The 21,906-nt window shown below is 68.7% G+C and carries 43 protein-coding genes; 21 read left to right on the forward strand and 22 right to left on the reverse strand.

Annotated elements, in window-relative coordinates; genetic code table 11:
* Position 1 precedes the first annotated feature (1 nt).
* Both IPJ61_RS19190 and IPJ61_RS19195 read left to right on the forward strand, forming a co-directional pair.
* Positions 2 to 313, forward strand: coding sequence for a hypothetical protein (locus IPJ61_RS19190; protein WP_297111682.1), 312 nt, complete (start codon positions 2 to 4; stop codon positions 311 to 313).
* Positions 314 to 322: 9 nt separating this feature from the next.
* On the forward strand, positions 323 to 1,315 hold the full coding sequence (locus IPJ61_RS19195; protein ID WP_297111686.1) for a hypothetical protein: 993 nt from the start codon (positions 323 to 325) through the stop codon (positions 1,313 to 1,315).
* Here IPJ61_RS19195 and IPJ61_RS19200 read toward each other — a convergent pair whose 3' ends face one another.
* The 15 genes from IPJ61_RS19200 to trxA form a co-directional block, all read right to left on the reverse strand.
* The gene (locus tag IPJ61_RS19200) at positions 1,316 to 1,819 is read right to left on the reverse strand and encodes a hypothetical protein (protein WP_297111689.1); all 504 of its coding nucleotides are present in this window, start codon (positions 1,817 to 1,819) and stop codon (positions 1,316 to 1,318) included.
* Positions 1,820 to 2,034: 215 nt separating this feature from the next.
* Positions 2,035 to 2,214, reverse strand: a complete 180-nt coding sequence (locus tag IPJ61_RS19205) for a hypothetical protein (protein WP_297111692.1) — start codon at positions 2,212 to 2,214, stop codon at positions 2,035 to 2,037.
* Positions 2,211 to 2,525, reverse strand: coding sequence for a hypothetical protein (locus tag IPJ61_RS19210; protein WP_297111695.1), 315 nt, complete (start codon positions 2,523 to 2,525; stop codon positions 2,211 to 2,213). Before IPJ61_RS19210 ends, IPJ61_RS19205 begins: the two co-directional genes overlap by 4 nt.
* A 40-nt stretch (positions 2,526 to 2,565) precedes the next feature.
* Positions 2,566 to 3,168: a hypothetical protein gene (locus IPJ61_RS19215; protein ID WP_297111697.1), complete on the reverse strand. Its 603-nt coding sequence runs from the start codon at positions 3,166 to 3,168 to the stop codon at positions 2,566 to 2,568.
* A 108-nt stretch (positions 3,169 to 3,276) separates the two neighbouring features.
* Entirely contained in the window at positions 3,277 to 3,573 is a 297-nt protein-coding gene (locus tag IPJ61_RS19220) for a hypothetical protein (RefSeq protein WP_297111700.1), read from the reverse strand.
* The gene (locus IPJ61_RS19225) at positions 3,570 to 3,773 is read right to left on the reverse strand and encodes a hypothetical protein (protein WP_297111702.1); all 204 of its coding nucleotides are present in this window, start codon (positions 3,771 to 3,773) and stop codon (positions 3,570 to 3,572) included. Before IPJ61_RS19225 ends, IPJ61_RS19220 begins: the two co-directional genes overlap by 4 nt.
* Entirely contained in the window at positions 3,766 to 5,238 is a 1,473-nt protein-coding gene (locus tag IPJ61_RS19230; protein ID WP_297111705.1) for a hypothetical protein, read from the reverse strand. The genes IPJ61_RS19225 and IPJ61_RS19230 overlap by 8 nt, the downstream gene beginning before the upstream one ends.
* Positions 5,239 to 5,264: 26 nt before the next feature.
* Positions 5,265 to 5,870 (reverse strand): hypothetical protein, encoded by a 606-nt coding sequence (locus IPJ61_RS19235; RefSeq protein WP_297111708.1) that lies wholly within the window; start codon positions 5,868 to 5,870, stop codon positions 5,265 to 5,267.
* Positions 5,867 to 6,196 (reverse strand): hypothetical protein, encoded by a 330-nt coding sequence (locus IPJ61_RS19240; protein ID WP_297111711.1) that lies wholly within the window; start codon positions 6,194 to 6,196, stop codon positions 5,867 to 5,869. Before IPJ61_RS19240 ends, IPJ61_RS19235 begins: the two co-directional genes overlap by 4 nt.
* Complete coding sequence (locus tag IPJ61_RS19245; protein ID WP_297111714.1) at positions 6,193 to 6,654, reverse strand: hypothetical protein; 462 nt, start codon at positions 6,652 to 6,654, stop codon at positions 6,193 to 6,195. Before IPJ61_RS19245 ends, IPJ61_RS19240 begins: the two co-directional genes overlap by 4 nt.
* 1 nt (position 6,655) lies before the next feature.
* Complete coding sequence (locus IPJ61_RS19250; protein WP_297111717.1) at positions 6,656 to 7,204, reverse strand: hypothetical protein; 549 nt, start codon at positions 7,202 to 7,204, stop codon at positions 6,656 to 6,658.
* Between the two features lie 3 nt (positions 7,205 to 7,207).
* Positions 7,208 to 7,717, reverse strand: coding sequence for a DUF6557 family protein (locus IPJ61_RS19255; RefSeq protein WP_297111720.1), 510 nt, complete (start codon positions 7,715 to 7,717; stop codon positions 7,208 to 7,210).
* Between the two features lie 4 nt (positions 7,718 to 7,721).
* Positions 7,722 to 7,970, reverse strand: a complete 249-nt coding sequence (locus IPJ61_RS19260) for a hypothetical protein (RefSeq protein WP_297111723.1) — start codon at positions 7,968 to 7,970, stop codon at positions 7,722 to 7,724.
* Positions 7,967 to 8,245, reverse strand: coding sequence for a hypothetical protein (locus IPJ61_RS19265; RefSeq protein ID WP_297111726.1), 279 nt, complete (start codon positions 8,243 to 8,245; stop codon positions 7,967 to 7,969). Before IPJ61_RS19265 ends, IPJ61_RS19260 begins: the two co-directional genes overlap by 4 nt.
* A gap of 92 nt (positions 8,246 to 8,337) precedes the next feature.
* Complete coding sequence (trxA, locus tag IPJ61_RS19270; RefSeq protein ID WP_297111729.1) at positions 8,338 to 8,766, reverse strand: thioredoxin; 429 nt, start codon at positions 8,764 to 8,766, stop codon at positions 8,338 to 8,340.
* Positions 8,767 to 8,834: 68 nt separating this feature from the next.
* Here trxA and IPJ61_RS19275 point away from each other — a divergent pair, with 68 nt between their 5' ends.
* The 4 genes from IPJ61_RS19275 to IPJ61_RS19290 all read left to right on the forward strand — a co-directional run bounded on the left by IPJ61_RS19275 (position 8,835) and on the right by IPJ61_RS19290 (position 11,376).
* Positions 8,835 to 9,767 carry a hypothetical protein gene (locus IPJ61_RS19275; RefSeq protein WP_297111732.1) on the forward strand — a complete coding sequence of 311 codons (933 nt, stop codon included), beginning with the start codon at positions 8,835 to 8,837 and terminating at the stop codon, positions 9,765 to 9,767.
* A 99-nt stretch (positions 9,768 to 9,866) separates the two neighbouring features.
* Positions 9,867 to 10,799, forward strand: a complete 933-nt coding sequence (locus IPJ61_RS19280) for a hypothetical protein (RefSeq protein ID WP_297111736.1) — start codon at positions 9,867 to 9,869, stop codon at positions 10,797 to 10,799.
* 8 nt (positions 10,800 to 10,807) lie between these two features.
* On the forward strand, positions 10,808 to 10,996 hold the full coding sequence (locus IPJ61_RS19285; RefSeq protein WP_297111739.1) for a hypothetical protein: 189 nt from the start codon (positions 10,808 to 10,810) through the stop codon (positions 10,994 to 10,996).
* On the forward strand, positions 10,993 to 11,376 hold the full coding sequence (locus tag IPJ61_RS19290) for a thioredoxin family protein (protein ID WP_297111742.1): 384 nt from the start codon (positions 10,993 to 10,995) through the stop codon (positions 11,374 to 11,376). Before IPJ61_RS19285 ends, IPJ61_RS19290 begins: the two co-directional genes overlap by 4 nt.
* On the opposite strand, the gene IPJ61_RS19295 is transcribed toward IPJ61_RS19290, so the two are convergent.
* From IPJ61_RS19295 to IPJ61_RS19310, 4 genes are all read right to left on the reverse strand, one after another.
* A complete protein-coding gene (locus IPJ61_RS19295) occupies positions 11,373 to 11,678 on the reverse strand; it encodes a hypothetical protein (RefSeq protein WP_297111745.1) in 306 nt (101 codons plus the stop codon). The genes IPJ61_RS19290 and IPJ61_RS19295 overlap by 4 nt on opposite strands.
* A gap of 2 nt (positions 11,679 to 11,680) precedes the next feature.
* Complete coding sequence (locus IPJ61_RS19300; RefSeq protein ID WP_297111748.1) at positions 11,681 to 12,031, reverse strand: hypothetical protein; 351 nt, start codon at positions 12,029 to 12,031, stop codon at positions 11,681 to 11,683.
* Between the two features lie 22 nt (positions 12,032 to 12,053).
* The gene (locus IPJ61_RS19305; protein ID WP_297111751.1) at positions 12,054 to 12,296 is read right to left on the reverse strand and encodes a hypothetical protein; all 243 of its coding nucleotides are present in this window, start codon (positions 12,294 to 12,296) and stop codon (positions 12,054 to 12,056) included.
* 191 nt (positions 12,297 to 12,487) lie between these two features.
* Positions 12,488 to 13,201 (reverse strand): hypothetical protein, encoded by a 714-nt coding sequence (locus IPJ61_RS19310; RefSeq protein WP_297111754.1) that lies wholly within the window; start codon positions 13,199 to 13,201, stop codon positions 12,488 to 12,490.
* Positions 13,202 to 13,282: 81 nt separating this feature from the next.
* On the opposite strand from IPJ61_RS19310, the gene IPJ61_RS19315 reads away from it, so the two are divergent.
* Positions 13,283 to 14,179, forward strand: coding sequence for a hypothetical protein (locus tag IPJ61_RS19315; protein ID WP_297111757.1), 897 nt, complete (start codon positions 13,283 to 13,285; stop codon positions 14,177 to 14,179).
* A gap of 1 nt (position 14,180) precedes the next feature.
* Here the strand turns inward: IPJ61_RS19315 and IPJ61_RS19320 are convergent, their stop codons facing one another.
* The gene (locus tag IPJ61_RS19320) at positions 14,181 to 14,423 is read right to left on the reverse strand and encodes a hypothetical protein (RefSeq protein WP_297111760.1); all 243 of its coding nucleotides are present in this window, start codon (positions 14,421 to 14,423) and stop codon (positions 14,181 to 14,183) included.
* A gap of 29 nt (positions 14,424 to 14,452) precedes the next feature.
* On the opposite strand from IPJ61_RS19320, the gene IPJ61_RS19325 reads away from it, so the two are divergent.
* From IPJ61_RS19325 to IPJ61_RS19345, 5 genes are all read left to right on the forward strand, one after another.
* On the forward strand, positions 14,453 to 15,124 hold the full coding sequence (locus tag IPJ61_RS19325) for a hypothetical protein (protein ID WP_297111761.1): 672 nt from the start codon (positions 14,453 to 14,455) through the stop codon (positions 15,122 to 15,124).
* A complete protein-coding gene (locus IPJ61_RS19330) occupies positions 15,121 to 15,438 on the forward strand; it encodes a hypothetical protein (protein WP_297111764.1) in 318 nt (105 codons plus the stop codon). Before IPJ61_RS19325 ends, IPJ61_RS19330 begins: the two co-directional genes overlap by 4 nt.
* A gap of 4 nt (positions 15,439 to 15,442) precedes the next feature.
* A complete protein-coding gene (locus IPJ61_RS19335) occupies positions 15,443 to 15,595 on the forward strand; it encodes a hypothetical protein (protein ID WP_297111767.1) in 153 nt (50 codons plus the stop codon).
* A 96-nt stretch (positions 15,596 to 15,691) separates the two neighbouring features.
* Positions 15,692 to 16,099 (forward strand): hypothetical protein, encoded by a 408-nt coding sequence (locus tag IPJ61_RS19340; protein WP_297111770.1) that lies wholly within the window; start codon positions 15,692 to 15,694, stop codon positions 16,097 to 16,099.
* A 2-nt stretch (positions 16,100 to 16,101) separates the two neighbouring features.
* Positions 16,102 to 16,389: a DUF6527 family protein gene (locus IPJ61_RS19345; RefSeq protein ID WP_297111774.1), complete on the forward strand. Its 288-nt coding sequence runs from the start codon at positions 16,102 to 16,104 to the stop codon at positions 16,387 to 16,389.
* A 250-nt stretch (positions 16,390 to 16,639) separates the two neighbouring features.
* On the opposite strand, the gene IPJ61_RS19350 is transcribed toward IPJ61_RS19345, so the two are convergent.
* The gene (locus tag IPJ61_RS19350; RefSeq protein ID WP_297111777.1) at positions 16,640 to 17,047 is read right to left on the reverse strand and encodes a hypothetical protein; all 408 of its coding nucleotides are present in this window, start codon (positions 17,045 to 17,047) and stop codon (positions 16,640 to 16,642) included.
* 21 nt (positions 17,048 to 17,068) lie between these two features.
* Here IPJ61_RS19350 and IPJ61_RS19355 point away from each other — a divergent pair, with 21 nt between their 5' ends.
* The gene (locus IPJ61_RS19355) at positions 17,069 to 17,284 is read left to right on the forward strand and encodes a hypothetical protein (RefSeq protein ID WP_297111780.1); all 216 of its coding nucleotides are present in this window, start codon (positions 17,069 to 17,071) and stop codon (positions 17,282 to 17,284) included.
* Between the two features lie 21 nt (positions 17,285 to 17,305).
* On the forward strand, positions 17,306 to 17,848 hold the full coding sequence (locus IPJ61_RS19360; RefSeq protein WP_297111783.1) for a hypothetical protein: 543 nt from the start codon (positions 17,306 to 17,308) through the stop codon (positions 17,846 to 17,848).
* Positions 17,849 to 17,884: 36 nt separating this feature from the next.
* On the opposite strand, the gene IPJ61_RS19365 is transcribed toward IPJ61_RS19360, so the two are convergent.
* The gene (locus IPJ61_RS19365) at positions 17,885 to 18,220 is read right to left on the reverse strand and encodes a hypothetical protein (protein ID WP_297111786.1); all 336 of its coding nucleotides are present in this window, start codon (positions 18,218 to 18,220) and stop codon (positions 17,885 to 17,887) included.
* Between the two features lie 47 nt (positions 18,221 to 18,267).
* Here IPJ61_RS19365 and IPJ61_RS19370 point away from each other — a divergent pair, with 47 nt between their 5' ends.
* The 7 genes from IPJ61_RS19370 (at position 18,268) to IPJ61_RS19400 (ending at position 21,884) form a co-directional block, all read left to right on the forward strand.
* Positions 18,268 to 18,759: a hypothetical protein gene (locus IPJ61_RS19370; protein ID WP_297111789.1), complete on the forward strand. Its 492-nt coding sequence runs from the start codon at positions 18,268 to 18,270 to the stop codon at positions 18,757 to 18,759.
* 253 nt (positions 18,760 to 19,012) lie between these two features.
* Complete coding sequence (locus IPJ61_RS19375; protein ID WP_297111792.1) at positions 19,013 to 19,480, forward strand: hypothetical protein; 468 nt, start codon at positions 19,013 to 19,015, stop codon at positions 19,478 to 19,480.
* Entirely contained in the window at positions 19,477 to 20,100 is a 624-nt protein-coding gene (locus IPJ61_RS19380; protein ID WP_297111795.1) for a M15 family metallopeptidase, read from the forward strand. The genes IPJ61_RS19375 and IPJ61_RS19380 overlap by 4 nt, the downstream gene beginning before the upstream one ends.
* Positions 20,101 to 20,130: 30 nt before the next feature.
* On the forward strand, positions 20,131 to 20,562 hold the full coding sequence (locus tag IPJ61_RS19385) for a hypothetical protein (protein ID WP_297111798.1): 432 nt from the start codon (positions 20,131 to 20,133) through the stop codon (positions 20,560 to 20,562).
* A 10-nt stretch (positions 20,563 to 20,572) separates the two neighbouring features.
* A complete protein-coding gene (locus IPJ61_RS19390; RefSeq protein ID WP_297111801.1) occupies positions 20,573 to 20,764 on the forward strand; it encodes a hypothetical protein in 192 nt (63 codons plus the stop codon).
* Positions 20,761 to 21,138: a hypothetical protein gene (locus tag IPJ61_RS19395; protein ID WP_297111804.1), complete on the forward strand. Its 378-nt coding sequence runs from the start codon at positions 20,761 to 20,763 to the stop codon at positions 21,136 to 21,138. The genes IPJ61_RS19390 and IPJ61_RS19395 overlap by 4 nt, the downstream gene beginning before the upstream one ends.
* A gap of 428 nt (positions 21,139 to 21,566) precedes the next feature.
* Entirely contained in the window at positions 21,567 to 21,884 is a 318-nt protein-coding gene (locus tag IPJ61_RS19400; protein ID WP_297111807.1) for a hypothetical protein, read from the forward strand.
* Positions 21,885 to 21,906: the final 22 nt, after the last annotated feature.

The following is a 21,906-nucleotide window of genomic DNA, read 5'->3' on the forward strand; positions in this document are numbered from 1 at the left end:
CATGATCCGGCCTTCGACCTTTGGCGTGGTCTCGGTGCCGACGATCCCGGCACCGACGCTGGGCCCGTTCTACACGGCACCAGCCGACAGCTGGATCCGGCTGCTGGTCCGCAACGTCGGCGGCAACCCCATCTACCTCGCCTTCGTCACGAGCGCGGCGAACACGACGAACGTCACGACCGATCGCTACGAGCTGCCCGCCGGGATGTCCGACGCGATCATCCTCGCGCCGCAACAGTTCATCTGCGCCGTGTCACCCGGCGGCGGTCGTCTGACCTACGCGGCCTCGGTCGCGCTGCCCGTCACGCACTGAGAGGAAGCCATGGCCATCGGCGTCCAGTTCAACGTCAACCCGCAAGAGGCGATCCGGCTTGGCCTCACCTACTTCGACATGTACATCCGCGGGTGGGGTGGGTCGTCGGTCGTCCACGGTGACAACCAGGGGCTGATCTACCCGTTCGCGGCCACGGACGTGAAGCTCCCCGCGCCGCGGGGCATCGCGATCCACCCGCAGAGCGACATCGACCGGGTGATCATCGAGACGTCGCTCGGCGCCGGCGTGATCTCGGCGGCCCAGAAGGGTTCGGTCGCCGTCGCGGTCAACAGCCAGAGCTTCTCGCTGTCTGTCGAGGCGCCGTTGTTGCTCGCGCCGCCGATCCTGCCTGAAATCAGCAACGGCGTCGTGCCGCAGCCGACGGTGACGCTGCGCGCGCACCCGGACGCGATCTACCACCCGACCTACGCGAAGTCGGGCGGGAGCACGCTGTCGGCCTTCACGACCGCCGAGATCCCGGGGCTCACCGGCAAGTCGGCCTTCGCCGAGCCTGTGTTGGCGCTGCGGTTCTACCTCCAGACGCCACCGCTGCAGCTGGTGCGGACGCACCTGTACCAGCTGGCGCAACGGCCGGGCGGTGCGCGGCCGCTGACGCAGCCCGTGCCGGTCAACGCGGCCTCGACGCCGGGCGAGCAGCTGTTCGCGATTACGCCCGTGCACGGCCGCTGCTGCCTCATGGCGGCGTTCCGTGCCGTCGGTTGTACGCCGAGCATTCGCGTCGCCGTCGTCGACTTCACCGAGCTTGCGCCGATCGACCCACCCGTGGTCGAGACAGCACACGTCCAGCTCGAGCGGACGATCTACACGTCGGGTGCGCTCACCAGCAACGTTCCGGTCCAGCTGCCGGTCGCGCCCGCGGGCGACTGGCTGCTGTTCTACTACACGCCGGCGGACGGCGACGACGGCATCCTGATGTGGACGCTGCGGTCGACGTGCGGCGGCTGCTCGGTCGCGTCGACGATGCCGGCGCCGACGCCGTGATCATGTCAACGCGCTGGCCGCGGTGAGCAGCCCGTCAGCGCCCGGCGGCCACACGCCGTGGTCGGTGACGTAGTGCTCCAACCCTTGCGGCCACAGGTGGTCGTGGCCCCACATGTCGCACGAGCCGAGGTATCGCTGGCACATGCGGCACAGCGCGATGCCGCGATACCGGATACCCACCTCGCCGCTGGTTAGGATGTCGACCAGCGCCGTGCGCCTGGTAGGGTCGACTTCGACGACGTGTTCGGCCGGCCAGGGCAGCGCCGGGTTCTCGCCGTTGCCGCGCCAGAAGCCGATCGGCGTCAGCGCGCCGGGCAGCGGGCGAAACAGGATGTCGGGCGGCTGACCGGCGATCGGGCGGCGGGTGCAGTACCCGAGGCGCGCGGCGACGTCGGTGGCCTCGGCGAGCGTGTAGCGTCCGATCGCGTCGGCAAGGCTTTGTCCGGCGCCGCCGGGGCCGTGGATCAGGTCGTGGTAGACGACGTAGTGGGCGGTGTTGCTCATGGCTTGGGGTGAGGCTGGGATTGGAGTGTTAGCGCCGACGCGTGTCGGGACCTGTGCCGACGATTTCGAGATCGGTGACGGAGCGTGCCGGTCGTGCGGTGTGCCCGAACCGCGGCACGAGCGACCTGTCGCGCGGTCGTTGTGTACGCGTACGCGCCCGTCTTTGTTGACCGCGTGTGTGCGCTCACACGCGCCGCAGACGACGTCGGGCGGCGTCAATCGTCCACCGTGCGGATGCGCGCTGCGGCGGCGTGGACCCGCGCCTTGTGCGGGTAGCGGTTGCGCCCGTGACGATCGACGCAATTCCAGCCGGGACCCACCGTGCAGGTCGAGCAGCGCTCACGAATCACGATGGCGCGCGCGTCGTCGTCGAGCGGTCCAGACTTCACCGTCATGGCGTACACTCGATCGTGCCGACCGTCGCCTCACAGACACAGCCCTGCGCGTCGCAGGCGATCGTGGTCTTGTCGACGCAGACGCCCTGACAGTCGGGGAGGCAGTTGAGGACCATCGCATCCTTGGTGCAGGTGCACCCGGCCTCGGTGCAGGCCGGGGCCTGCCGGCTCGCGAACCCGCACCCGACGCTGGCACAGGTAATCAGCTGCGGCGGCGTCGGCGGGTCGTTGCCGGGGTCGTTGTCGGGGCAGGCGCAGGCGCCGGTGGCGAGAGTGAGGGCGAGGGTGATCAGGGTCAGCAGGGTGCGCATGGTGGTGGGTCCTCGAGCTGGGTGTGGTGGGGTTGGGGTGTTAATACGCGCGCCGGCGTGCGCCAGCGAGGGGCCCACCGAAGGGGCCGGGTGAGGGTTGGTGGACCTTACGTTCCGTCCCGTCGCCCCATCCGCGCAGTCGGTTCGCTTCATCGAGCCAGCGTTGTGCTGCGTCGTGACTACGCACGGCGGCGCGGTGTCGACCTGCTTCGCTATGTTCGTTGGCATTGCAGCCGGGCCGGTGGAACGCGCGAGCGCCGCAGCACGGCTCCGGGTCTTCGGCGTGCGCCACGCCGCAGGCGACGCACGTCCCGTCGTCGAGGAACGCCGCGCAGTCCGCGTCCTGGCGGTGCGTCTCGCGCGCCCGTGCCTGCGCCCAGGCGATGACTGCCGCGATGCCGGTGTAGTGGTACGGGCCGGCCGCACCGACGGCGCCGTGACCCTGCGCAGCGAGGGCGGTCAGGCCCTTGAGCGCGTACCCGTGCGTCGTGCAGCTGGTGTACAGGTACACCGCACCGTCGGTGCCGAGCCGGCCGTACACCGGCGCACCGTCGGGCGCGTCGAGTCGACCGTGGAGCAGCGCGCCGGGGATCAGGTTGGCTGGGTCGTTCGTGACGTTCGGGAACAGGGAAGCGGCGGTCATGGGCAGATTCCTCGGCTGGGTTCCAACGTGTGACGCGAGCCAGAATAAATCATTCACACGGAAAATCAACCATCCTGATTTGGTCAGTCAAAACAGGTAGTTACGCACCTATCGCGGTTTGAAAATTCGTCGCAGCGCCGCCGCGCCGTGGTCGACCTGGAGGACCTCACCCTGGGCATTGACCCACAGCCGGTAGGGCTTCCCGCGGTAAAAGACAGCGGCCTGGGTTGGTACGCCAGGCTCGCGCGCGCGCTCGCGAGCCTCGACGTCAGCCAACGCCGCGACGTAGGTATCGAACCGTGCGACGGTCTGCCATGGCCACCATGCCATGCCTTGTCGCCACCCGGCGCGGTTGTACACACGCGTCGGGCGCCCCCAGGCGCGCTCGCGTACCAGGAACTTCATCGGGACACCGTCGGCGCGTCGTCACAGCAGACGACCCAGGCAGGTGGCGGTGTGTCGACGCGTCGACGACGGGTCACGGCGTGCCCGCACGCCAGCTCGAGGTACCACGTCTGCCAGCGCCCACCCAGGCCGTTCCACCATCCGGGCATCAACTCGGCCTTGGTAACCTTCGTCCGTGGGCGCGGGTCAGACCTAGCCATCGGACGTCCGCTTGGCGCGCTTGAACGTGAAGCTCGCCGGGTAGCTCTCGTTGTAGCCCGGCTTGTCGAAGGTCACGACCCAACCCTGGGCACGGTATAGACCCTCGACGTCGAGCCAGCGCTCGCGGAAGATCCGGGCGCGGTTCATGGCGGCGGAGCTGTCGTCATCGGACGGCATGCTACGCGAGATCGCGGCGACGACGTCGTCGAGGCAGACCACCGCCGCCCCGTTCGCGTACGCCGCCGCGATGCACGTGTTGAAGGCTTCGATCACGAAGTCGGGGATCGTGGCCTGACGGCAGGCGACAACGTCGTCGGGACGGATGGGCATGACCTTGGACATGTGGCTCCTAGCGGGTAGTCGTGTCGGGAACCGCGCACAGAGTTGCGTGACGATGGCCTCGCCGTGCTTGCGGTTGAACGCACCGTGGACGCCGTAGCGGCTGGCGGCGTTGCGCGACCGATCGCGCAGCGCGACAGCCGCCTCATACGCGACGGCGAGCCAGGCGTCGGTGACGTCGTCGGGTACCTTGAAGATGTTGGAGTGGTCTGGGCTGACGGGGTAGAAGAACCGGTGCTTGATCTGCAGCGCGATCTCGCGCGAGCCCGCACGCGCGGCCTGGACGAGCGCCGGCGTCAGTCGGACGGCGCGGCCGACGTCCCAGTACGCCGCGGTCGGCGTCGGCGTGATCGTAGCTGTCCGCCGCGGTCGGTCGGCGGGGCGCCGCGTCGCCGCGCTCTCGACGGACATGACGTACGCCAGCGCACCTAGGACGATTCGGGTCAGCGTGTGCTGCGCGTGCTGGTCCGAGGCGTCCGTGATGGTGCTGGGGATCGTCTCGACGGTTGACCACGTCAACGCGGTAAGGTCGAGGACCGCGTAGAGCCCGCGGGCGCCGTCGGTGGCGTAGTAGTGCAAGCTCGTCGCCGCCGTCGCGTCGGTCCGCGTCCAGAGGTGGACCTTGGTGTAGTGCGCGCCCTCAGCCCCGACGGCAAAGCCCGACGGGAGGAGCACCAGGATCCCGTCGTAGGGCAACCGCAACGTCGTGATGTCGATCGTCGCCGGGTCTGTCAGCAGCATCGCCGCGGTGAAGTCCGCGGTCAACTCGAAGACGTTGTACGCCTGACGCGCCCAGGCCAAGTACCAGGGCCCGAGCAGCACGTCGCCGGCGTCGCGGTCGGTCTTGAGGCGGCACGGGTCGCCGCGGCTGCCGAGCAGCGTCGCGAGCTGACCCTCGGATTCGCGCAGCTCCGCCGTCGCGGCCGTGTGTTCTTCGATGACCTGATCAAGCTCGGCGACGCGTGCGGCGATCTCCGGCGAGGTGCGGGCGTGCGCGCGGATGCGTGCGAGCCGCGCGGCCATCGTCGCTTCCTGGATGTCGACGGCGCCGTGCCCTGGGATCTTGATGGCAGGGTCCGTCGCGTCCGGGTTGGCCGCCAGCCACGGCGCCGCGGCTTCGATCATGCGTTTGGTGTAGGACGCCATCGCGGTCAGCTCTCGAGGATGGGCGTGGCGTCGGCGCCGTACTGCGCGACGACGGCGTCGATCCACGCCTGGGTCTTGGCCTTCGCGCGGACCTGCGCGTGGCCCGTGCCGCCTTTTCCGACGACGCCCTCGAAGGTGACGCCGGCGATCTCACCGGCACGGACGCGTTCGACGAAGCCCCGCGTCCACCGATGGATGCCCAGGTACCGCGGCGTGTGCTCGAACTTTCCGAACATGGCGTGGAACACGGCCGGGTCGAGCAGGCCCCGTTTCTGGACGGCGACGTCGAACAGCGTCAGCGTCTTGGGCGCTCCGGCGACGTGGTTGCCGGCGAACGACCCGGGCCCCCAGAACTCGAGGAACGCGACGGCGTGATCGCAGCGTTGCCGCTTGAACAGATCCGCCAGCGGCGCCGCCCAGACCGTATCGAACACGCCAAGTGCCTCGCCGAAGACGGGGTCCGTCGCGTCGAACAACCGCGTCCGCGTGCCGGTCTTGTGCCAGCCGCGCTTCCGGCTCCACTCGAACCGGAGGTTCGAGCCGTCGAGCTTGTCCCAGACGTGCGCGGTGAACTCCTCGAACCGGCGCGGGATGGACGGGTACTGCTTCATGGGACGCTCAGCATGTAGACCCCCGTGATCCGGTGGGTCCGCACGTCGCGCGCGGCTGTCATGGTGGCGATGTGGTCCGCGAAGGCGTCGTCGGGGTCGGGCGCCGTGGCGGCCCACCCGCACGTACAGCGGACGTCCGCGCGCGGCGGCGGCGGCCCCGTCCGCTCGCGGTGGACGGCGCCGTCGGCGTGTGCTAGGAGTTCACCGCTCAGGACGTAGGTGATCTCTGCCTGGGTCAGATCGTGGAATGGCGCGAGCGCTCGCGCCACGGCCAGTTTCGCTTCCCTGACGCGGACACGGCGTGCGTGCGCCTCATCCGGTGTCATCGCCTGTCTCCGAGCACGCGCTGAATGATTGACGCCGGGGTCGTGGCGTTGTCGTAGACGTCCAACCCCAGCGCGCATCGGATCGTCGTCTGAGCATCGTTGCAGCCCTGACGCCACGCCTCGCGGGCGATGTCGCGGATGAACTCCTGCAGCTGCGCAAACGTCAGCCGCGGCAAGATCAGCCGGGCGCACAGCGCTCGCGTCGCGTCGACGTCGGTCCAGTCGTGTGCCAACAGCTCGGCCACAGTCTGGGGGTCGGACGTGACGAGATCGAACGTCGCGTCCAAGCCCGTCTCGCCGTCGGTGAGATCACCGAAGGTCAGCCGACAGAGCCGCTGTGGTGTCTCCCCTGCGAGCCGGCCGACGGACAGCGCGGCGACGGCGTTTTCGCGCGCAGGGCCACGCGTCATGGAATACCCGAAGCCGACGGGGTAGTCGTCGATCTGGACCGTTGGCATCTTAGCGGACCTTTCGTGCGGGCGCGTGTTGGAGGTGCGCCGGCGTGAACTTGACGTTGTCCCAGTTCCACGCGTACGCTCGGCTGTGACGGCGTTGCGGGAGCCGATCGAGGTGCGCCTCGACGTAAACAGCATGTCCGAGCGGCGTGGCTGCGAGGCGGCGTGGGCCGTGTGTGACCCAGCCGAGCTTGATGGCCGTGTCCCGGTAGTCTGCGTAGCCAAGCAGGCTGCCGAAGTAGGCGCTGCCGTCGTCGTGCTCGATGATGCCCTTGAGGATCGCCGCGGGGAACATGTAGTCATGCGTCGTGTTCGGTGCGGGCGCGGCACGGCCGATCTTGTGCATGTCCTGGCAGTTGAAACAGATCCGACATCGCCGCTTGCAGTGGGCGTAGTAGATCACCGTCGAGCACTGTCGGCAGACGTCGAGGCCGCAGGCGTAGCATGCCGCGGGCCGACGCCAGACGACGCTGCCGGGCGGGCACTCACAGTCGTGGCTGTCAACGACCGCGCAGTATGCTCGCGTCTCGGTCGCGCCGAACTCGGTGGCCATGGGTTACTCCGCGTCGGGCTCGTCGGTCGTCCTGATCGCCGCGAGCCACTTGTGGATGTCCGTGACCACGACCCGGTCACCGGCTTGTGCAGCGCGTGCGGCTTCTGCGGCTGCCGTGATGATGCTCTCGGCGCGTGCGTCGACGTCCGCTGCGCTGAAGCCGTGGAACGTCAGCTCCCAGAGCACAGCGCCGAGGATGGCGGCGTCCGCGTACTTTGCCCGGACCGCCGCCGGGACGTCGACCGCGAGCCAGGTTGTCCAGGGCATCAACGATGCGCTGACGGTCGTACCGTCGGGCTGGATGAGCCAGACGTCGTACGGGTGGCGGTCACCGAGCGGCTCCATGTCCAGCGTGCCAGGACACTCGGAGGCGGGCGTGAGGCCGCGCAACTCGGTGAGCGCTGCGGCGTAGCCGTGCCGGGTATCGTCGGTGATGCCGTCGGCGTGGTAGGCGAAGACGGCGCCAAGGACTTCCGCAGGGGGCGTCGTGGCGAGCAACTCGTGGAGGTTCACGGTCTCAGCGCTCCTTGAGGATCTTCCGCACCGCGAAGACGTGCGCGTCGGTGACTCCGCGGACACGGCTCGACGCCGGCGACTGGTCGTAGGCGACCATGACCGCGTTGTTCTCGATGGCCGCGCGGATTGCGGCGTCGGTCGCGCCGTCATCGAGGTCGCTCGCGACGGACTCAGCATCGAACTCGACGCGGTATGACCCGCACCATTCGACGGTCAGCGCTGCGGGAGGCTTCGGCTCGGTCGGCTTCATGGTAGGAACGGCTCCGGGGTCTCGACGAACTTCGTGTACGTCTGGATCTGTTCCGGCCGGAACAGTCGAACGTCGCCGGGGTGGGTCACCTCCGGCCACGTCGCGCCTTCCCAGAGGATGACCGGCCAGGTCACCGCGCGTTGTGCGGCGCTGTGGCCAAACACCATCCCGAGCTGCAGCCGCGACGTCGCGCGGATGCCGTGGCGGGTCCGCCACGCGCCCGATCGCGTGACGATCGTGCCGACCGGGATGATGCTGAAGTCCAGGACGCGCATTTCTCGTTTGCGAAATGCACCATGCCTGACGCCGCCGTTGCTGTCAACAATCTATCCACAAGGTTTCGGTTGGGCGCCACCAACCGTGCGGACTACTTCGACTTCTTGCGGATCGGTGCTGTGGGCTTCTTCGTTGGCGTGGGCCGCTTCGACGTGGGCTTCTTCGTTCGTGCGCCCGCCGACGCGCCTGCCAGCGGCTTCGCCGCGAGCGCCTGGTCGATCATCTCCACGAGCACCTTTCGCGGGACTGCGCCCTCGACCGCCGCGACGGGCTTCCCGCCGATGAAGATGACGAGGTACGGGATCGACGCGACGTGGTAGGTGTTCGCCGTCTTCGGGTTCGCGTCCGTGTCGAGCTTGCCGATGATGAGCCGGTTGGCGTAGGCTGGCTCGAGCGCCGCCAGCACCGGCGCGAGCATCTTGCAGGGCGCGCACCACGGCGCCCAGAAGTCCACCAGGACCGGGAGCTTGTTGCGGAGGACGGCGGTGTTGAAGTTGGCGTCGGTGAAGACCTGGGGCATTGTCTGGGGTTGGTATCACGCCGGCCTGACACGCGTGGCCTGTCGGCGGTTGTGGTACTGTTTGGGCCATGCCTGCCACGACATGGTCCTGCGATGAGCTGACAGCGCTGTTGATCGGCAACGTGCTCGACCCGCAAACGAAGGGCACGGCAGCCGGCGCTTGGATGTACTGCAACGCCTGGGGTGGGCCGTGCCCGCCGCAGTTTTGGCGGACTACCTTCGCCAACGCAGCCCAGCTGAACGCCGGCGTGGCGCTCCTGACGTTGAGCTACGCAAACCCTGAGTTCTTTAATGGCTGTGAGGCCGTGCAGCCTGTGCTGACTGTGGCTGGCCGCGTCAAGCTGTTGGAGGCAATTCGTGCGTGGGGCGCTAGCGGTGGCTTCTCGGTGTTCAGCCCGCTCATGGCGCCGCTGACGTACACGACGCAGGCGCTACTCCTCAAGATCTTTGCGGATCCGGCGGGCAGCCGTACGGGCTCCAAGGCGACGGAGGTCATCGCCGCTGCGGCGGACGTCGTTCGTGCGTGCACTACGCCGGTCTTCGACGCCGCGACGTGGCTCCCGCTGTGGGGCTGGGCCATCGGTGGGCCGGACGGCGGCGCTAGCCTGCGCACCCGCAGCTTCGCGATGAAGGCGCTAGAGGCTATCCTCCGTCGCGGTACGTTGAGCGCTGCGCAGATTCGGTCGGCCAATACGCTCGCGACAGTGCTGAACAACGTCGTCGCGAGCGGTACCGCCGGTGTGTCGGCGGCGGAGCGCGCGCTGTATCGGTCAGAGGCTACAGCAGTGCTTGGGGAAGTCCAGGCAGCGCTGAGCCGTCTTGAGATGGCGGCCTTGACCGTTCCGGCAGCTGATACCTCAAGCTTGCCGACCCCCCCACCGGCCTCCTCGAAGCCATGGCCTACTTGGGTCCCGATCGCCGTAGGTATTGGTGCCGTCGGCCTTCTACTTGGGGGCGCCATCTTGGTCAACCGGCGGCGACAGGTTGCCGTAGCCGCTTGACGTGCGCCGGTCGCGTATGCGACCGTCCTCGTCAGATCAGGCCGTCTCCGTCAGATCGGGCGCTTGCGCCCCCGCCCTCTGCGGCGGTAGCCTTCCCCCATGGCACAGCAGCTGACCCCCGAATTGGCCGCCGCGGTCCAGGCGATGATGGACAACGTCGAGGCCGCGTACAAGCAGACGAACGCGATGCGGACCTCGCTGTCGGTGCTCATGGCCGCCGGCCAGGCGACGTGTACCGACATCAAGATCTACAATTTGCAGGTCAAGGCGGTCTACATGTACCAGGCGACTGTTGCAGGGATCATCCTTGCGCAGGGCGGGCAAGCGCCGTCGGTACCGGCACCGATCTACGTGACCTACAAGGGCGTCACGGGTGATCAGGCGGCGGACATCGACTGTGGCACCGCGCAGCTGCGCGGGTGGCGCCCGACGAGCCTTGGTGACTACTTCGTCGACCCGCGGCACGTGGCCTGGAAGCAGGAGGCGCTGCCGTCGGACAACCAGACCGTCGCCGCCATCGTGGCGCAGGCCGGCAACAACGCCGTCGCCGCAGGTCAGCTCCAGGGCCCGCTCGGCATCGCGCCGCTCGTCGTCGTCGCCATCGTGATCGTCGGCATCGTCGTCGCCGTCGTCGCGACGATCGTGCTCCGGATCGTCGAGGCCCTCACCGACATCCCCGGCAAGAAGGAGACGACGCGCCAGATCGCGCTCCAGGCCGAGCAGCACCGGCAGACGCTCGATCAGCGCGCCGCGTGCTACACCGACTGCGTCAACCGCGGCAAGGATCCGGCCGAGTGCGCCAAGAACTGCGCCCGGCTGACGCCCGACTTCAAGCCGACCATCGCCAGCGGCGGCCTGGGCATCTTCGGGACGATTCTCGGTGTCGCCGTCGTCGGCGGCCTCGTCTTCGTCGGCTGGAAGGTGGTCGCGCCGCGGCTGCGCGGGAAGCTGGCCGCGGGGCGCGGCGGCGCGCACCGTGCGCTGCCCGAGCCCGACGTGATCGACGCCGAGTACACCGAGCGCGCCGCCTAGGAGGAGCCATGTCCATCGTCGACGAGATCGACTACGCACGTCATCGTACCCAGGTCCGTGTCGACCAGGCCGCGACCGCCGCGACCATGCTCGTCGACTACCTCGCGCTGCAGGCGGACGTCCGCGTCCAACGGGCCGCGGCCAAGGTCCGGGCGGCGATCGCCGCGGCGCGGTCGCGCGAGGTCAAGCCCCGGTGACGACCGCCACTGACACACCGCCGGACGACGACGTCTTCCTGCCGGCGATCCCACCCGGCGCGCCCGTCCTGGTCGTGCTCGTCGAGATGGACGGCTGCCCGGCCTGTGAGGAGTTCCACCCGGTCTTCGTCAAGACCGCGTTGCCCTACGCGCAGCGCGGGTTGCCGATCATCCGCGTCGACGCCAACACCACCGACCCCGTCGCGCAGCGATGGATGAACGCGCTCCGCGTCGAGGCCACACCAACATTGATCGCCGTGGCGATGCGGCGTGGGGCGGCGTCCCTCGCTGGTCCGCTCCCTGTTGGCCGGCTCGAGGGCAGCGCCAGTCCGCTTGCGGTCAGCGGCGTCCTCAACGCCGCCTGGGTCCACAACCGCTAGCGGCGGCTGCGACTGCGGACGATCTGGTACATCGAGGGCCGGATGCGCGTCGGGACGTAGCCCGTCGGCGGCGTCCCGACCGCGCACTCGATCGCGGCGTCAGCCGCGGCCTCGCTCAGCTCGTCGAGCCGTTGGACGACCGAGGGGTCGTCCACGTCGAAGTCGAAGCCGAGCCCCGGCGGAAGCACGATCAGGTCACCCGACTCCAGAGACTTCACGACATCATCGATTTGCCCAGATACCTTCGCGCCGCGTCGCTCCATCTCTTGGGCGACGGCTTCGAGGACGGGCGGGAGCGCCATGGTCATCGGTGGTGGCGGGTGAGGGAGTCCACCAGGCCCGAGAGCTTGTCGGAGAGGGTCGTCACGGCCGTGAAGCTCCGCTGCGTCGCCTCGGTGAGGAGGCGGTCGTAGCGCTCGCCCGCGGCCTGAAGGTTCCGGGTGTACTCGGCGGTGATGCCGGCGACCGTGGCTGCGTGCTCCTTGCCGATCGTCACCAAGCGGTTGGCGTGTTCGGTGTTGAGCTTCGCGGTCTCGGCGACGCAGGCATCACGCGCCTTCGCCAGTTCCTTGTACAGCACGATGACCGCCCCCGTGACCACGATGGCCCAGATCCCCAGGGGACCCCAGACGGCGAGGGCAGGCAACGACTCCACGACAAGCTCTCAGGGGGCTCGGTTAGCGCGCCAGCGCCTTGAGGTGCGTCTTCATGCACGCCCGGAACGCCTGGCGCGTCTTGGTCGTGCCCGCGCACTGCGGCGCCGCGACCTTCATCGCCTTCTGGTACGGCTTGAGGTGGGAGGTCTTGAACTTGGTCCGGGGGCCACAGCCGCTGCCGTGGCGGGCCATGAAGGTGACGCTGCCGCCACGCTTCTTCTTGATGGTGATGCGCTTCCGGGTGCAGGTTGCGGACTTTGCCATGACGTTGCTTCTTTCGGGTGGTGAGAGGTGTCGAGCTACGTGAGCACGGACGTGCTCGACGTCAGCGGGGGCGGATGGGGCGTGGCGCCGGCCGCGGCGTCACGGGGCGCACCGGGCGCTGCGGGCCCGGCTTGGGGCGGAGGCAGCACGGCGGCGCGGGGCGACCGATGGGGGCTTGGTGATGCATGAGGTCACTCCTCGTCGTTGTCGTCAGCGCCCTGGACCGCGCGCGCCGGGCGCGTCAGGATGTAGGCCGCGGCGCCGAGGCCCGCGGCGACCAGGACGCCGCCGATGATGTACGGCGCGCGGGCGCGCCACTTGCTGACCGGCGTGAGCGGCAGGCCGGCTGCCGGCATCGTCGCCATGTCGAACGAGCCAGGCGGCGAGATCGTCGTCGGCATCGGGGTCGTGCTGGCCGCTGGCAGCGCCGGCGCGGTCGCGGCGATCGCCGAGGCCACGGGGGGAACGCCCGCGGCGTCGGCGACCTGCTTGACCTTGTCGCGGATCGTGTCCGCGTTCTTGGCGACCGCCTCCATCGTCGTGTAGGCGCGCAGCTCAAGCCCCACGGTCGCGTAGCGACCCATCACAGCTTGGGCGACACCCTGAAGCGCGCTGACAGTGCGCGGGCCGACCCACCCGTCGATGACGAGCCGGATCGGCACGCCGAACGCCGCCGCCGCCCGGTTGATCTGGTTCTGCATCTCGAGGATGGCGGTGTTGCAGCTCGAGCACTTGTTCGACGCCCAGTGCGCACCCCAGTTGGCTACGCCCGCAGCTTGAGCCGACGGCAGCGGCGCGCCGGCACCGCCAGCATCGCCGAGGAACTGGACGGGCTCGCCTGATGCGCGGCCGAAGCCGCCACCGCTAAAGCCACCTCCGCTGATGCCGAGTCCATTGATGGGCATGTGGGGTAATGTACAGGAGCTTGCAGGCCAGATCCAGGGGGACGATGACGTTCAGGCTTGCAGGTGATAGAGTCCCAACCTGTGAGCCTCCCCCCGGTTTCCGTCCTCCTCGACCCCGTCCGTTGTATGCCTGCGTGGGTGTCGCGGTACGTCGGGTACCCGACGACGACGGTGGCCTCGGGCTACAAGGTCAACGCGGACGGCAACGTCCCGGCCGACCCGAACGCACTCGCGGCCGCGGCCGGCCGGAAGCTCGGCATCGCCGTCTCGCTCGATGCGTACACGCTCGCACGGTACGTCACCTCCGAGGTCGGCAACCAGAGCGTCCCCGAGCGCGTCGCCGTCATGCAGGATGCCGTCAACCGAGTCCGCTACGTCGAGGGGACCAACAGCCTGACCAAGCTGCTCCTGTATCGACAACCCGTCGGCCACAAGAACCGCGGCTTCTATGGTCCGATCCACGGCAAGATCGCCGGCGTCACCAACGTCGCGAGCGCGCCGTACAAGCGGTGGGCATCGACGTCACGCGATCCGTCGGTGAGCAACCTGATGCTCGCGATCGGCGTCCTCAACGGCGACATCCCGGCGGACTTCAACAAGGGCGCCGATGACCAGATGGGGCCCGAGCACCTGAAGGATCCGGTGGCCTCGGTCCGGTCTCACGGACGCGATCGTCGCCAGTATTGGGTCGGCCCGCTGCCGGGCGTCGACCCGTGGCGGACGATCCAGTACCGGACGATGAAGGACGTCGCGCCCGACAGCCAGCTCGGGCAATTCTTGATCGCCCGCGGCGAGGCGGCGATGCGCGCGGCGCGTCCGAACTGGAACGGCCTACCGGACTGCCAGACCGGTCAGGCGACGGTGACGGCGGTCGCGCCTGGCGCGGGCGTGGTCATCGGCGCGGCTGCGCTCGCTACGGCCGGGGTCGTCGGTGCGGCGTTGTTTCGTCGGCGACAACGTCGCGGCGGCGTCGTCTGAGTCAGCCGACGAGGTCGCGGACGGCCCACGGGGCGACGTTCGCGGCGACAGCCGACGTCAACGCGCACAGCGCTGCCCGGACCTCGGACGACTGGCGTGCCAGCAATCGACCCGGCAAGAGGTCGTCGGGGATGGGCCGACCCTGCGCGATGTACTCCTGGATCGTCCGGTAGCGTGACCCGACGGCGACGGAGGTCGTGACGGCGGCGTCGATAGCGTGCTGGAGTGCGGCGGTGGGTGACATCGGCCGGTGGGGGATGATAGCATGTGGGCATGGCGCAGGCCCACGAGACGTTTGTAGCGTACAAGGCTGGACGTGCGGTGACGGCACCGCGCAAGTCGCTGGCCGCCACAATGGACGCTGCACGTGAGGCTGCCCCGAGCGGGCGGATCGACATCCGCAGCGACTATACGAGCGACGGTACACATTACGGGCATCATCGCGGTCGGATCGTCGCGCATTACGACGGCCGGCAGTGGACGGTCGCCGACGCAGCCGTGGTACCCCAGCGTACGGCACCGCCAGCTGTGCCGCATGTCAAGCGGTCCAAGTGGGTTCGACCCCCCGCCGAGACCCCGTACGTCGATCTCAACGTGTCATGCAGCTACGCCCAGTCACGCCTACGTGCGTACGAAGACATGTACCAGAAGGATGTGCGTACGCTAGCCAAGACGTCGGCGTCGATTGCCCGCTTGATGGCGCGCGCCCGCGAGCCGTACAGCGGGGATCCGACGCCAGGCTGGCACCGCGCGATGACGGCGTTGACGACACGGCATACAGAGCTGAGTCATTCAGTCTGGCGCGGTCAGAAGGCTGTCGATGATTGGAAGGATGCAGTCAACCGGCAGTGCGCGCGCTCTACTGCCGGCGTCGCCGGCGCGCGCTGCCCCGCTGACGTAGGCAAGCGGAAGGCGCCGAAGCGCCTCCGGGCGGTGCGGTCGTGAACCCGACGCCGACGTCGGAAGCCGTCGCGCTGGCAGCGGCGCGGTACGCCGTTGCTGAGTTCACGCCCATGCACTCGTGGCTCAGCTACGAGGATGAGCTGGCCGCCGAGTGGATGAAGGACTCGGCGTTCCGCTGTACCGTCGCATACGCAACGAGCCGCGTGATGGCGATGCTCCCGCACAATCGCCAGATGCAAAGCATCGCCGGGGCCTACCCCAAGTGGGTCGACGGCGTGGCGGCCGTGATCGGACGCGTCGTCGGTGAATGGACGGGCGGCGGGACGACGGTCGATCAGGAACTGGCGACGTGGTGAAGCCGTGCGCAAGCACCGCCTCGTCGACTGCAACCCGCGGTGGTGGCGAGGCTGCTACCTGGCCTTCGACTGCCCCGAGGGTCACGCCGACTGTCGTCACCTGATCCCGTTCCGGCCGCCGCTCGAGCCTGACGTCAAGCCGCCGCCGGTAGCGTGACCCGACGGCGACGGAGGTGGCGATAGCGGCGTCGACGACGTGCTGCAAGGCAACGGTGGGTGACATCGGCTGGTGGGGGATGGTAGCATCTGCGGTATGTCCAAGTACAAGCGTCCTCGTAGCAGCCGCGGCCTCGGGGCTCCTGCCGCTGACCACATCGCGTCGGCACGTCACGAACTCAGCCAAGTCTGGGTGGATCTGGAGCGGATGCCGTCCAATTGTGAGGGCGGCATCCGCCTGACTGCGCGTGCGATCGAGGCGTACGGTCGCGCGCGCGCGCACCTCAACTCGGTCGATGGCCCCGAGCGCGAGGCGAACACACAGATGTATGGCGAAGCGAACTTCGTCGGTGACTACCTCAACCAGCGCATGAACCGGCTGGCAGTCGCATGCGTCGTGCCCGGCGCAGTGCGTGACCTGCCACTGACATCACGCGCTACGTACGCGCAGATCTTGAGGGAGCGCGCCGAGAAGGCGCGCAAGCAGGCCCGCCGCGCACGGTAGTTGTGCGCAAGCACCGCCTCGTCGACTGCAACCCGCGGTGGTGGCGAGGCTGCTACCTGGCCTTCGACTGCCCCGAGGGTCACGCCGACTGTCGTCACCTGATCCCGTTCCGGCCGCCGCTCGAGCCTGACGTCAAGCCGCCGCCGGTCGCGTGGGCGCGCACCGGCGACGAGTTCGAGGTGCTCTCGCTGGCGCCGAGCATCCGCCGCCAGCCGACGGACCACGACCCCTGTGCGCTCCACATCTTCATCCAGAGCGGCCAGATCGTCTTTTGCGCCGACTCGCGGTAGCGTGCGGCTGTGCTACCATTGCCGCATGTTCGCATATAGGACACTGCGTTGAACCCGCGTGAGTGGCGGAGGATCGTCGACGCGGCCGCCATCCGGCATGGCGGCACCGTCGAGAACCGCGGCTCCAAGCTGGTGATCATTCTCCCGACCGGCGGGTGCGTCTGGTGCGCCGCGACGCCCGCCAGGCCCGCCCCGGACCGCGTCGAGCGTGACATCCGGCGTGAGCTGGCGAGGTCGCGTGCCGAGCAGCTCAGCGCCGCCGACGCCGCCGTTGACCCGCGATCGTCCCGTCCGCCACCTCGGCCGGGCACGCCGGGCGCAGGAGGTAGTAGGCCGTCCCGTACGGCGACGTCCGCTGCGCGAACGATCCCGCTGGCGCAGGTTGGTCGACGCGGCAGAAGCGCAGGTGGCCGCCCTTGACGAGTCGAACCATCCCCGAGTGCCACCCCGGCTTGACGTAGTTCTCGAAGCCGTACGCCAGCACGTTGCTGACGAACGGCAACGTCTTGTCGTGGCGCCCGTTCCAGGCCGCGAGCTGTGCTGCGCCGGCCGGCGTCAGCTTGGTCATCGGTGCGGCTTTGCGGACGCGGGCGACGTACGGCCCGGGACCGTTGACGCTGGCGAGAACGCGCTCGGTAACATCTTCAACAGACGGCATGCGGGATGGTAGGCTCACGCCATGGCCAGATTCAAGCCCAAGCGGATCACGTACAAGCGCTGCACCTTCACGCTCAAGCGGAAGCCGTCGACCGACGAGTTCGTCGTCCAGACCTTCGTCAGCGGCAAGCTCGTCGGCGGCAAGGACGGCGGCTACTTCACCGACGACCTCCCCGACGCGCGGGCGACACTGGCGCTGACGATCAAGCGGGCGCGGCGCGGCTTGATGTGCCGGTGACGTGGATGGTAGCCTCGTGACATGAACTTCCGGGATGCGCGCGACATCGTGGCTGCGCCGGCGCCTGCGTACCCGCGTCAGATCCCGGACGCCGTCCGCGACGCTGGCCTCCACGTCACGACATGGGTCGGCGCCAACGCGCCGATGCTGTACTTCTCGCCGCTGCGCCCGTACTACGGCCTACGTGTCCCGGAGTTGACGACGATCCTCGAGCGTTGGGGCGTCGCGTCCAACCCGTTACCACCCGACGTCATCCTGAAGTTCGAGTTGCAGCCGGTCGGGGCTGCACGCGCATATTTCCTGTTCGACGCGTCGAGTCTACTCCGGCGCCCGATCGAGCTAACCGACGTCGCGATGCCCGACGATGGGTTCCGTGCTGCCGCGCTGTTCCTCAATCCTCGACAACAGTGGCAGCTCTCGCACTTCGTCGACTGCGTCGGTCCGACGGGTCACGACGAAGGCGATGATCCGATCGAGCTGCTCGAGCGCGGACTTGGGACGTACCGGTTCTGGAATCCCGGCGCGGTCGATGCGCTCGTCGAGCGCCTCGCCGAGTGTGGCTAAGCCACCGCGCGCCGCGCGCCTGTGTTACGCTTGGGCCTACCGCCGACGACGGCGCCGCACCCCCTTGAGGTCGTGCGCCGCGCAGAATGTCTTGATCAACGTCGCCGCCTGCGCCGGCGACCGGACGCGCCCGACGTCGTGCCAGAGCCCCGTGAGCTTGCCTTGCTGGACCTGACGGTTCGCGGTGTTGTGGTCGACGGTCGCGAACTGGACGTGGTAACCGTTGACCCGTCCACGTTGGCAGTGCGGCGAGACGTGGAAGGCGCCGCCACCGTGTGCCGGTGCGACGTAGCTGTACACGCCGTCACGGCAGCTCGTGCCGCCGTGGAAGGTGAGCCACTTCGACATCACAGGAACGCAGGACTTGGTCATGCACAGGAGCCTACCACAGCCCCGCGCCGCGATGGTAGGCTCCCACCATGGCCCAGGCTCCCAAGACCACTCTCCCGAAGTACAACGCCCGCCGTGGCCTCTGGGTCGGCGGCGACTCGCGGACGCTGTACACGTTCACCGATCAGCGGACCGGGCATGCGTTCACGAAGCGCCCCGGTGAGGTGCACGCTGCGGGGCCGCCGGACGTGTCTGTCCGCGTCGCGACGAAGGCTGAGGGCGAGGCGTGGTGGGGTGACGAGGCCGAGTTCAAGCCATTCTCGGCGAGCGGCTGGACGACGCTCGGCCGCCTCGGTCCCTCGGGCGCGTACGCCGGCAAGACCAACTTCCAGTGGCTCCAACGCGACGTCGCGGGTGCGCTCCGGCGTCACGACTGCAGCGGTGCCCGGACGGCCGTCAGCAAGGCCCTGCTCGTCGCACGGACACCGCGAGAGCGTGGCGCCGTCGTCGCGATGCAGCGGAAGGTGCTGACCTGCGAGATCCGCGGCGCCGGCGTCGGGCGGGCGCGGCCGCGTCAGTAGGTCTTGACGCGGTTGATGCGGAACCACTCACCGCCGTGCATCTGCGCGTCGCTCTTGCTCACTTGGCACTTGAACCCGGCGCGACGTAGGCTCGGGTCCATTGTCCGTTCGCAGTGACGTAGGGCCTGAGCCCGTGTCATCTCACGGGCGAGTGTTCCTGCGCCATCCTTGACGGGGAGCTTCAACGTTTGGCGGTGAGCGGGCATCCCAAGAGCCTACCATACGGAGCCTGCTTGATGGTAGGCTTCCGGGTATGCCAGCCTTCGCCGTCGCCCTGTTCTTCGTCCTGACGCCGCTGCTCGTCGCCGCGACGGGCAGCACAGACCCGCTCAGCGACCTCGTGGCGGCCGCGCGCAGCGGCGACGGGCGCGTGATCGCGGCCGCGCTCCTGGTCCTGGTCATGACCGCGCTCCGGGACTTCCGGGGCAACCTCAAGTGGTTCAGCGGCGACCGCGGCGGCGTGCTGTTCCTGTTCCTCATGAGCTTCCTCGGCGCGCTCGTCACGTCGTTCGTGACCCGGGCCCCGATCGACGCAACGCTGGCCATCAGCGCGCTTCAGATCGGTGTCCTCGCGGCCGGTGGCTACACCGCCGTCAAGCGTCTCATGGCCCCCAAGGATGCGACCGCGGCCGGCGAGATCACGCCGTCGCCGGTGGAGCCGCTAGCGCCGGTCCTCGAGCCCGACGCCGAGGCACCGACGCCGCCGAAGGATGCCGCGTGAGCTTCCTCGAACACCTTATCTCGTTCATGCACGTCCCGCCGGCGGGTGATCACCCGGCGGAGCTGACGGGCCTGCGTGAGCGCGTCGAGCTGTACGGCAACCCGGGCCTGGCGCGGACCGACGCCGACCCGGCGTGGGTGAAGCGCAACATCGTCGAGTTCCACGGCAGCCAGGCGTTGCCGGGCATCCCGTCGAAGTTCTACTTCCAGACGCACCGCCTCGCCGTGCCGCATCTCCGGCGCGCGCTCGAGCGCGCACAACGCGAGTGCCCGACCTACGTGATCGGACGTGCTGCGTCGTTCGTTTTTCGCCGGCAGCGCCACGACACGCCGGCGCTCGCGGCGAAGGAGAAGCGGCGGTTGCGGCCGCTGTCGGAGCACGCGTGGGGCTTGGCCGTCGACATCGACCCGTACGACGACGCCGATCAGCCGTTGAACGGCGCCCGCACGTTCGCGCGCGGCGCGTACCCAGAGCCGTGGGGGCCGGCCTGGATGAAGCTGTGGCCCAAGGGGCTACCGCGGGCATTCGTCGCGGCGCTCGAGGCCGAGGGCTGGGCGTGGGGCGGCCGGTGGCAGAAATACTGTGACCCGATGCACTTTTCCTGGAGTCGGCGGCCGTAATGTCAGCGCGACGTGGTAGACACCGCTGACATGGACCGCACGCAGCGCACGCTCGTCGTCTCCCAATTTTTGCACGCAGCTGCTGCCCGCGGTGCGGCGCTGACAAATGCCGACTTGGCGCGTTGTCGATTCAGCGGCACCGCGGTGCTCAAGACGGACCGCGGCACCGCCGTGGCTGGTGCGCCGGTGCTCCCCGATACCACCGACACCCTCGGCGCTGTCATCGCGGCAAACAAGGGCGCGGTTGCTGCGTTGCTCGCGGCTATTCCGCCGACGCCTGCGATGCACGCGACCGCGGTCGACGTGCTGGAGTACATCGCCTGGGTAGCCTGCATGATGGGTTGTCCAGACATGCACTTGGATGCCCGTGCCGAGGCCGATCGGATGGTCGATCGGATGGTTGCGTCGGTGGTGGACACCTTCGATAAGGTGGCACCGTTGCCTGTCAGCGGGGTGTGCTAGCGTCTGGGTCATGAGCCGTTCGCGTCATCCGAAATGCCCCAACGGGCGCCGGTCGTGTGGATGCTGCACCGGGCGCGTCGGCGCCGGCCGCCGCGATCGAGCTGCAGCGCACTACGCCGACGCCATTCCTGACGCGTTGAATGACGACGCACAGGAGACCGGCAGCGGTGCCCACGAGATCCCGCACTTGGATCGGCTGTGAGTAGGGCCGCGCGTCGAGTTATCCGCGCGGCCGCCCGCGCCGGGTGGGTCTCCAACCTCGGACATGTTCCCCGACGGTGGCCGTCGCGCGCGCTTCGATGGCTGTTGATGGCGCCATTCCTGGTGCTGATCACCGAGTTCCACCGCGTCCGTCGGTGTACGTACGACGTCGCGCAGTGTAGCTGCGGGCGGATCATCCACTTCGAGGATCTGCGATGGCTCCGGTGGCCCGCCTGGGCGACCGGGTGTCTCGTCGCGCAGGTCCACAACTGGATCAACTGGCGGCCCGAAAAGCCGACCGCCCCGGGTTACCCCGAGGCGGCCGTCGAAAAATCCGACGAAGTGAGCGTGCGTGCAGAGGCCCGCCGGATGTGATACACGGAGCCTAGCATGAATCCGAACCGCGAGACACATGCTGCGCTCTGGGATCACATCGATCGTACCGCGGAACAGGTCGATACGTGGCCCTACTGGAAACGCGGCGGAGGCTTCGCCGAAGCCGAGGACCGCGCGCGTGCGGCCGCATCAACTAGGGGGCCTTCGATGCCCGACGATCAGATGTGGGTCCCACCGGCCCCACCGGTTACAGCACCGATCACGGCCATGACCGGCGTCATCAGCTACGGTCATTTGGCGTGTACGTGCTCGATGGTATGGTACGGTGTCTGTCCGCCGCCTCCGTGCCCTGCACACACCACGATCGGCCGCGTCGTGATCGAGACGGCCTCGACGCCGTCGCCCTTGTCCGACGCCGACGTCGACCGGATCGCGCGCCGCGTTCGTGAGCTGCAGCGGAGTGGCGAGTGAACCCGATCGGCCTGGCGGCAATCTACGATATGCCGGCGCGTAGCGTCGACGGCGCACTCAACTTCCTGTTCGTGACCGCCGATGATGCCTACGATGCAGGCCGCTTCGCCGACTATGCCGCGGCCGTCGCGGCGCTCGACTTCGACCGCGTGACCGACCTGGCGGTGCTCACGGGCGTCGCCGTGACGTTGCTCTGGCCGAAGCAGGCTGGCGTCGACCTGCCAGGCCGCGACGTACTCGTCGCACGCATCGCAGCCCGCGTCCGCACGCTCGCCCCGGACCGGACCGCGGCGCTGATGCAGGGGCTGTGGTAGGTGACGGCCGCAATCCGACGGG

The organism is Tessaracoccus sp. (assembly GCF_016714275.1).
Lineage (GTDB): Bacteria > Actinomycetota > Actinomycetes > Propionibacteriales > Propionibacteriaceae > Arachnia.

Coding starts and splice junctions, on each gene's coding strand:
- IPJ61_RS19280 (WP_297111736.1), top strand. CDS start 9,867: ATGGCACAGCAGCTGACCCCCGAATTGGCCGCCGCGGTCCAGGCGATG.
- IPJ61_RS19225 (WP_297111702.1), bottom strand. CDS start 3,773: ATGGCTAGGTCTGACCCGCGCCCACGGACGAAGGTTACCAAGGCCGAG.
- IPJ61_RS19340 (WP_297111770.1), top strand. CDS start 15,692: ATGTCCAAGTACAAGCGTCCTCGTAGCAGCCGCGGCCTCGGGGCTCCT.
- IPJ61_RS19320 (WP_297111760.1), bottom strand. CDS start 14,423: ATGTCACCCACCGCCGCACTCCAGCACGCTATCGACGCCGCCGTCACG.
- IPJ61_RS19325 (WP_297111761.1), top strand. CDS start 14,453: ATGGCGCAGGCCCACGAGACGTTTGTAGCGTACAAGGCTGGACGTGCG.
- IPJ61_RS19390 (WP_297111801.1), top strand. CDS start 20,573: ATGAGCCGTTCGCGTCATCCGAAATGCCCCAACGGGCGCCGGTCGTGT.
- IPJ61_RS19285 (WP_297111739.1), top strand. CDS start 10,808: ATGTCCATCGTCGACGAGATCGACTACGCACGTCATCGTACCCAGGTC.
- IPJ61_RS19375 (WP_297111792.1), top strand. CDS start 19,013: ATGCCAGCCTTCGCCGTCGCCCTGTTCTTCGTCCTGACGCCGCTGCTC.
- IPJ61_RS19260 (WP_297111723.1), bottom strand. CDS start 7,970: ATGAAGCCGACCGAGCCGAAGCCTCCCGCAGCGCTGACCGTCGAATGG.
- IPJ61_RS19230 (WP_297111705.1), bottom strand. CDS start 5,238: ATGATCGAAGCCGCGGCGCCGTGGCTGGCGGCCAACCCGGACGCGACG.
- IPJ61_RS19365 (WP_297111786.1), bottom strand. CDS start 18,220: ATGACCAAGTCCTGCGTTCCTGTGATGTCGAAGTGGCTCACCTTCCAC.
- IPJ61_RS19235 (WP_297111708.1), bottom strand. CDS start 5,870: ATGAAGCAGTACCCGTCCATCCCGCGCCGGTTCGAGGAGTTCACCGCG.
- IPJ61_RS19245 (WP_297111714.1), bottom strand. CDS start 6,654: ATGCCAACGGTCCAGATCGACGACTACCCCGTCGGCTTCGGGTATTCC.
- IPJ61_RS19210 (WP_297111695.1), bottom strand. CDS start 2,525: ATGCGCACCCTGCTGACCCTGATCACCCTCGCCCTCACTCTCGCCACC.
- IPJ61_RS19265 (WP_297111726.1), bottom strand. CDS start 8,245: ATGCGCGTCCTGGACTTCAGCATCATCCCGGTCGGCACGATCGTCACG.
- IPJ61_RS19195 (WP_297111686.1), top strand. CDS start 323: ATGGCCATCGGCGTCCAGTTCAACGTCAACCCGCAAGAGGCGATCCGG.
- trxA (WP_297111729.1), bottom strand. CDS start 8,766: ATGCCCCAGGTCTTCACCGACGCCAACTTCAACACCGCCGTCCTCCGC.
- IPJ61_RS19385 (WP_297111798.1), top strand. CDS start 20,131: ATGGACCGCACGCAGCGCACGCTCGTCGTCTCCCAATTTTTGCACGCA.
- IPJ61_RS19350 (WP_297111777.1), bottom strand. CDS start 17,047: ATGCCGTCTGTTGAAGATGTTACCGAGCGCGTTCTCGCCAGCGTCAAC.
- IPJ61_RS19200 (WP_297111689.1), bottom strand. CDS start 1,819: ATGAGCAACACCGCCCACTACGTCGTCTACCACGACCTGATCCACGGC.
- IPJ61_RS19355 (WP_297111780.1), top strand. CDS start 17,069: ATGGCCAGATTCAAGCCCAAGCGGATCACGTACAAGCGCTGCACCTTC.
- IPJ61_RS19240 (WP_297111711.1), bottom strand. CDS start 6,196: ATGACACCGGATGAGGCGCACGCACGCCGTGTCCGCGTCAGGGAAGCG.
- IPJ61_RS19305 (WP_297111751.1), bottom strand. CDS start 12,296: ATGGCAAAGTCCGCAACCTGCACCCGGAAGCGCATCACCATCAAGAAG.
- IPJ61_RS19295 (WP_297111745.1), bottom strand. CDS start 11,678: ATGGCGCTCCCGCCCGTCCTCGAAGCCGTCGCCCAAGAGATGGAGCGA.
- IPJ61_RS19310 (WP_297111754.1), bottom strand. CDS start 13,201: ATGCCCATCAATGGACTCGGCATCAGCGGAGGTGGCTTTAGCGGTGGC.
- IPJ61_RS19190 (WP_297111682.1), top strand. CDS start 2: ATGATCCGGCCTTCGACCTTTGGCGTGGTCTCGGTGCCGACGATCCCG.
- IPJ61_RS19370 (WP_297111789.1), top strand. CDS start 18,268: ATGGCCCAGGCTCCCAAGACCACTCTCCCGAAGTACAACGCCCGCCGT.
- IPJ61_RS19215 (WP_297111697.1), bottom strand. CDS start 3,168: ATGACCGCCGCTTCCCTGTTCCCGAACGTCACGAACGACCCAGCCAAC.
- IPJ61_RS19360 (WP_297111783.1), top strand. CDS start 17,306: ATGAACTTCCGGGATGCGCGCGACATCGTGGCTGCGCCGGCGCCTGCG.
- IPJ61_RS19250 (WP_297111717.1), bottom strand. CDS start 7,204: ATGGCCACCGAGTTCGGCGCGACCGAGACGCGAGCATACTGCGCGGTC.
- IPJ61_RS19205 (WP_297111692.1), bottom strand. CDS start 2,214: ATGACGGTGAAGTCTGGACCGCTCGACGACGACGCGCGCGCCATCGTG.
- IPJ61_RS19220 (WP_297111700.1), bottom strand. CDS start 3,573: ATGAAGTTCCTGGTACGCGAGCGCGCCTGGGGGCGCCCGACGCGTGTG.
- IPJ61_RS19275 (WP_297111732.1), top strand. CDS start 8,835: ATGCCTGCCACGACATGGTCCTGCGATGAGCTGACAGCGCTGTTGATC.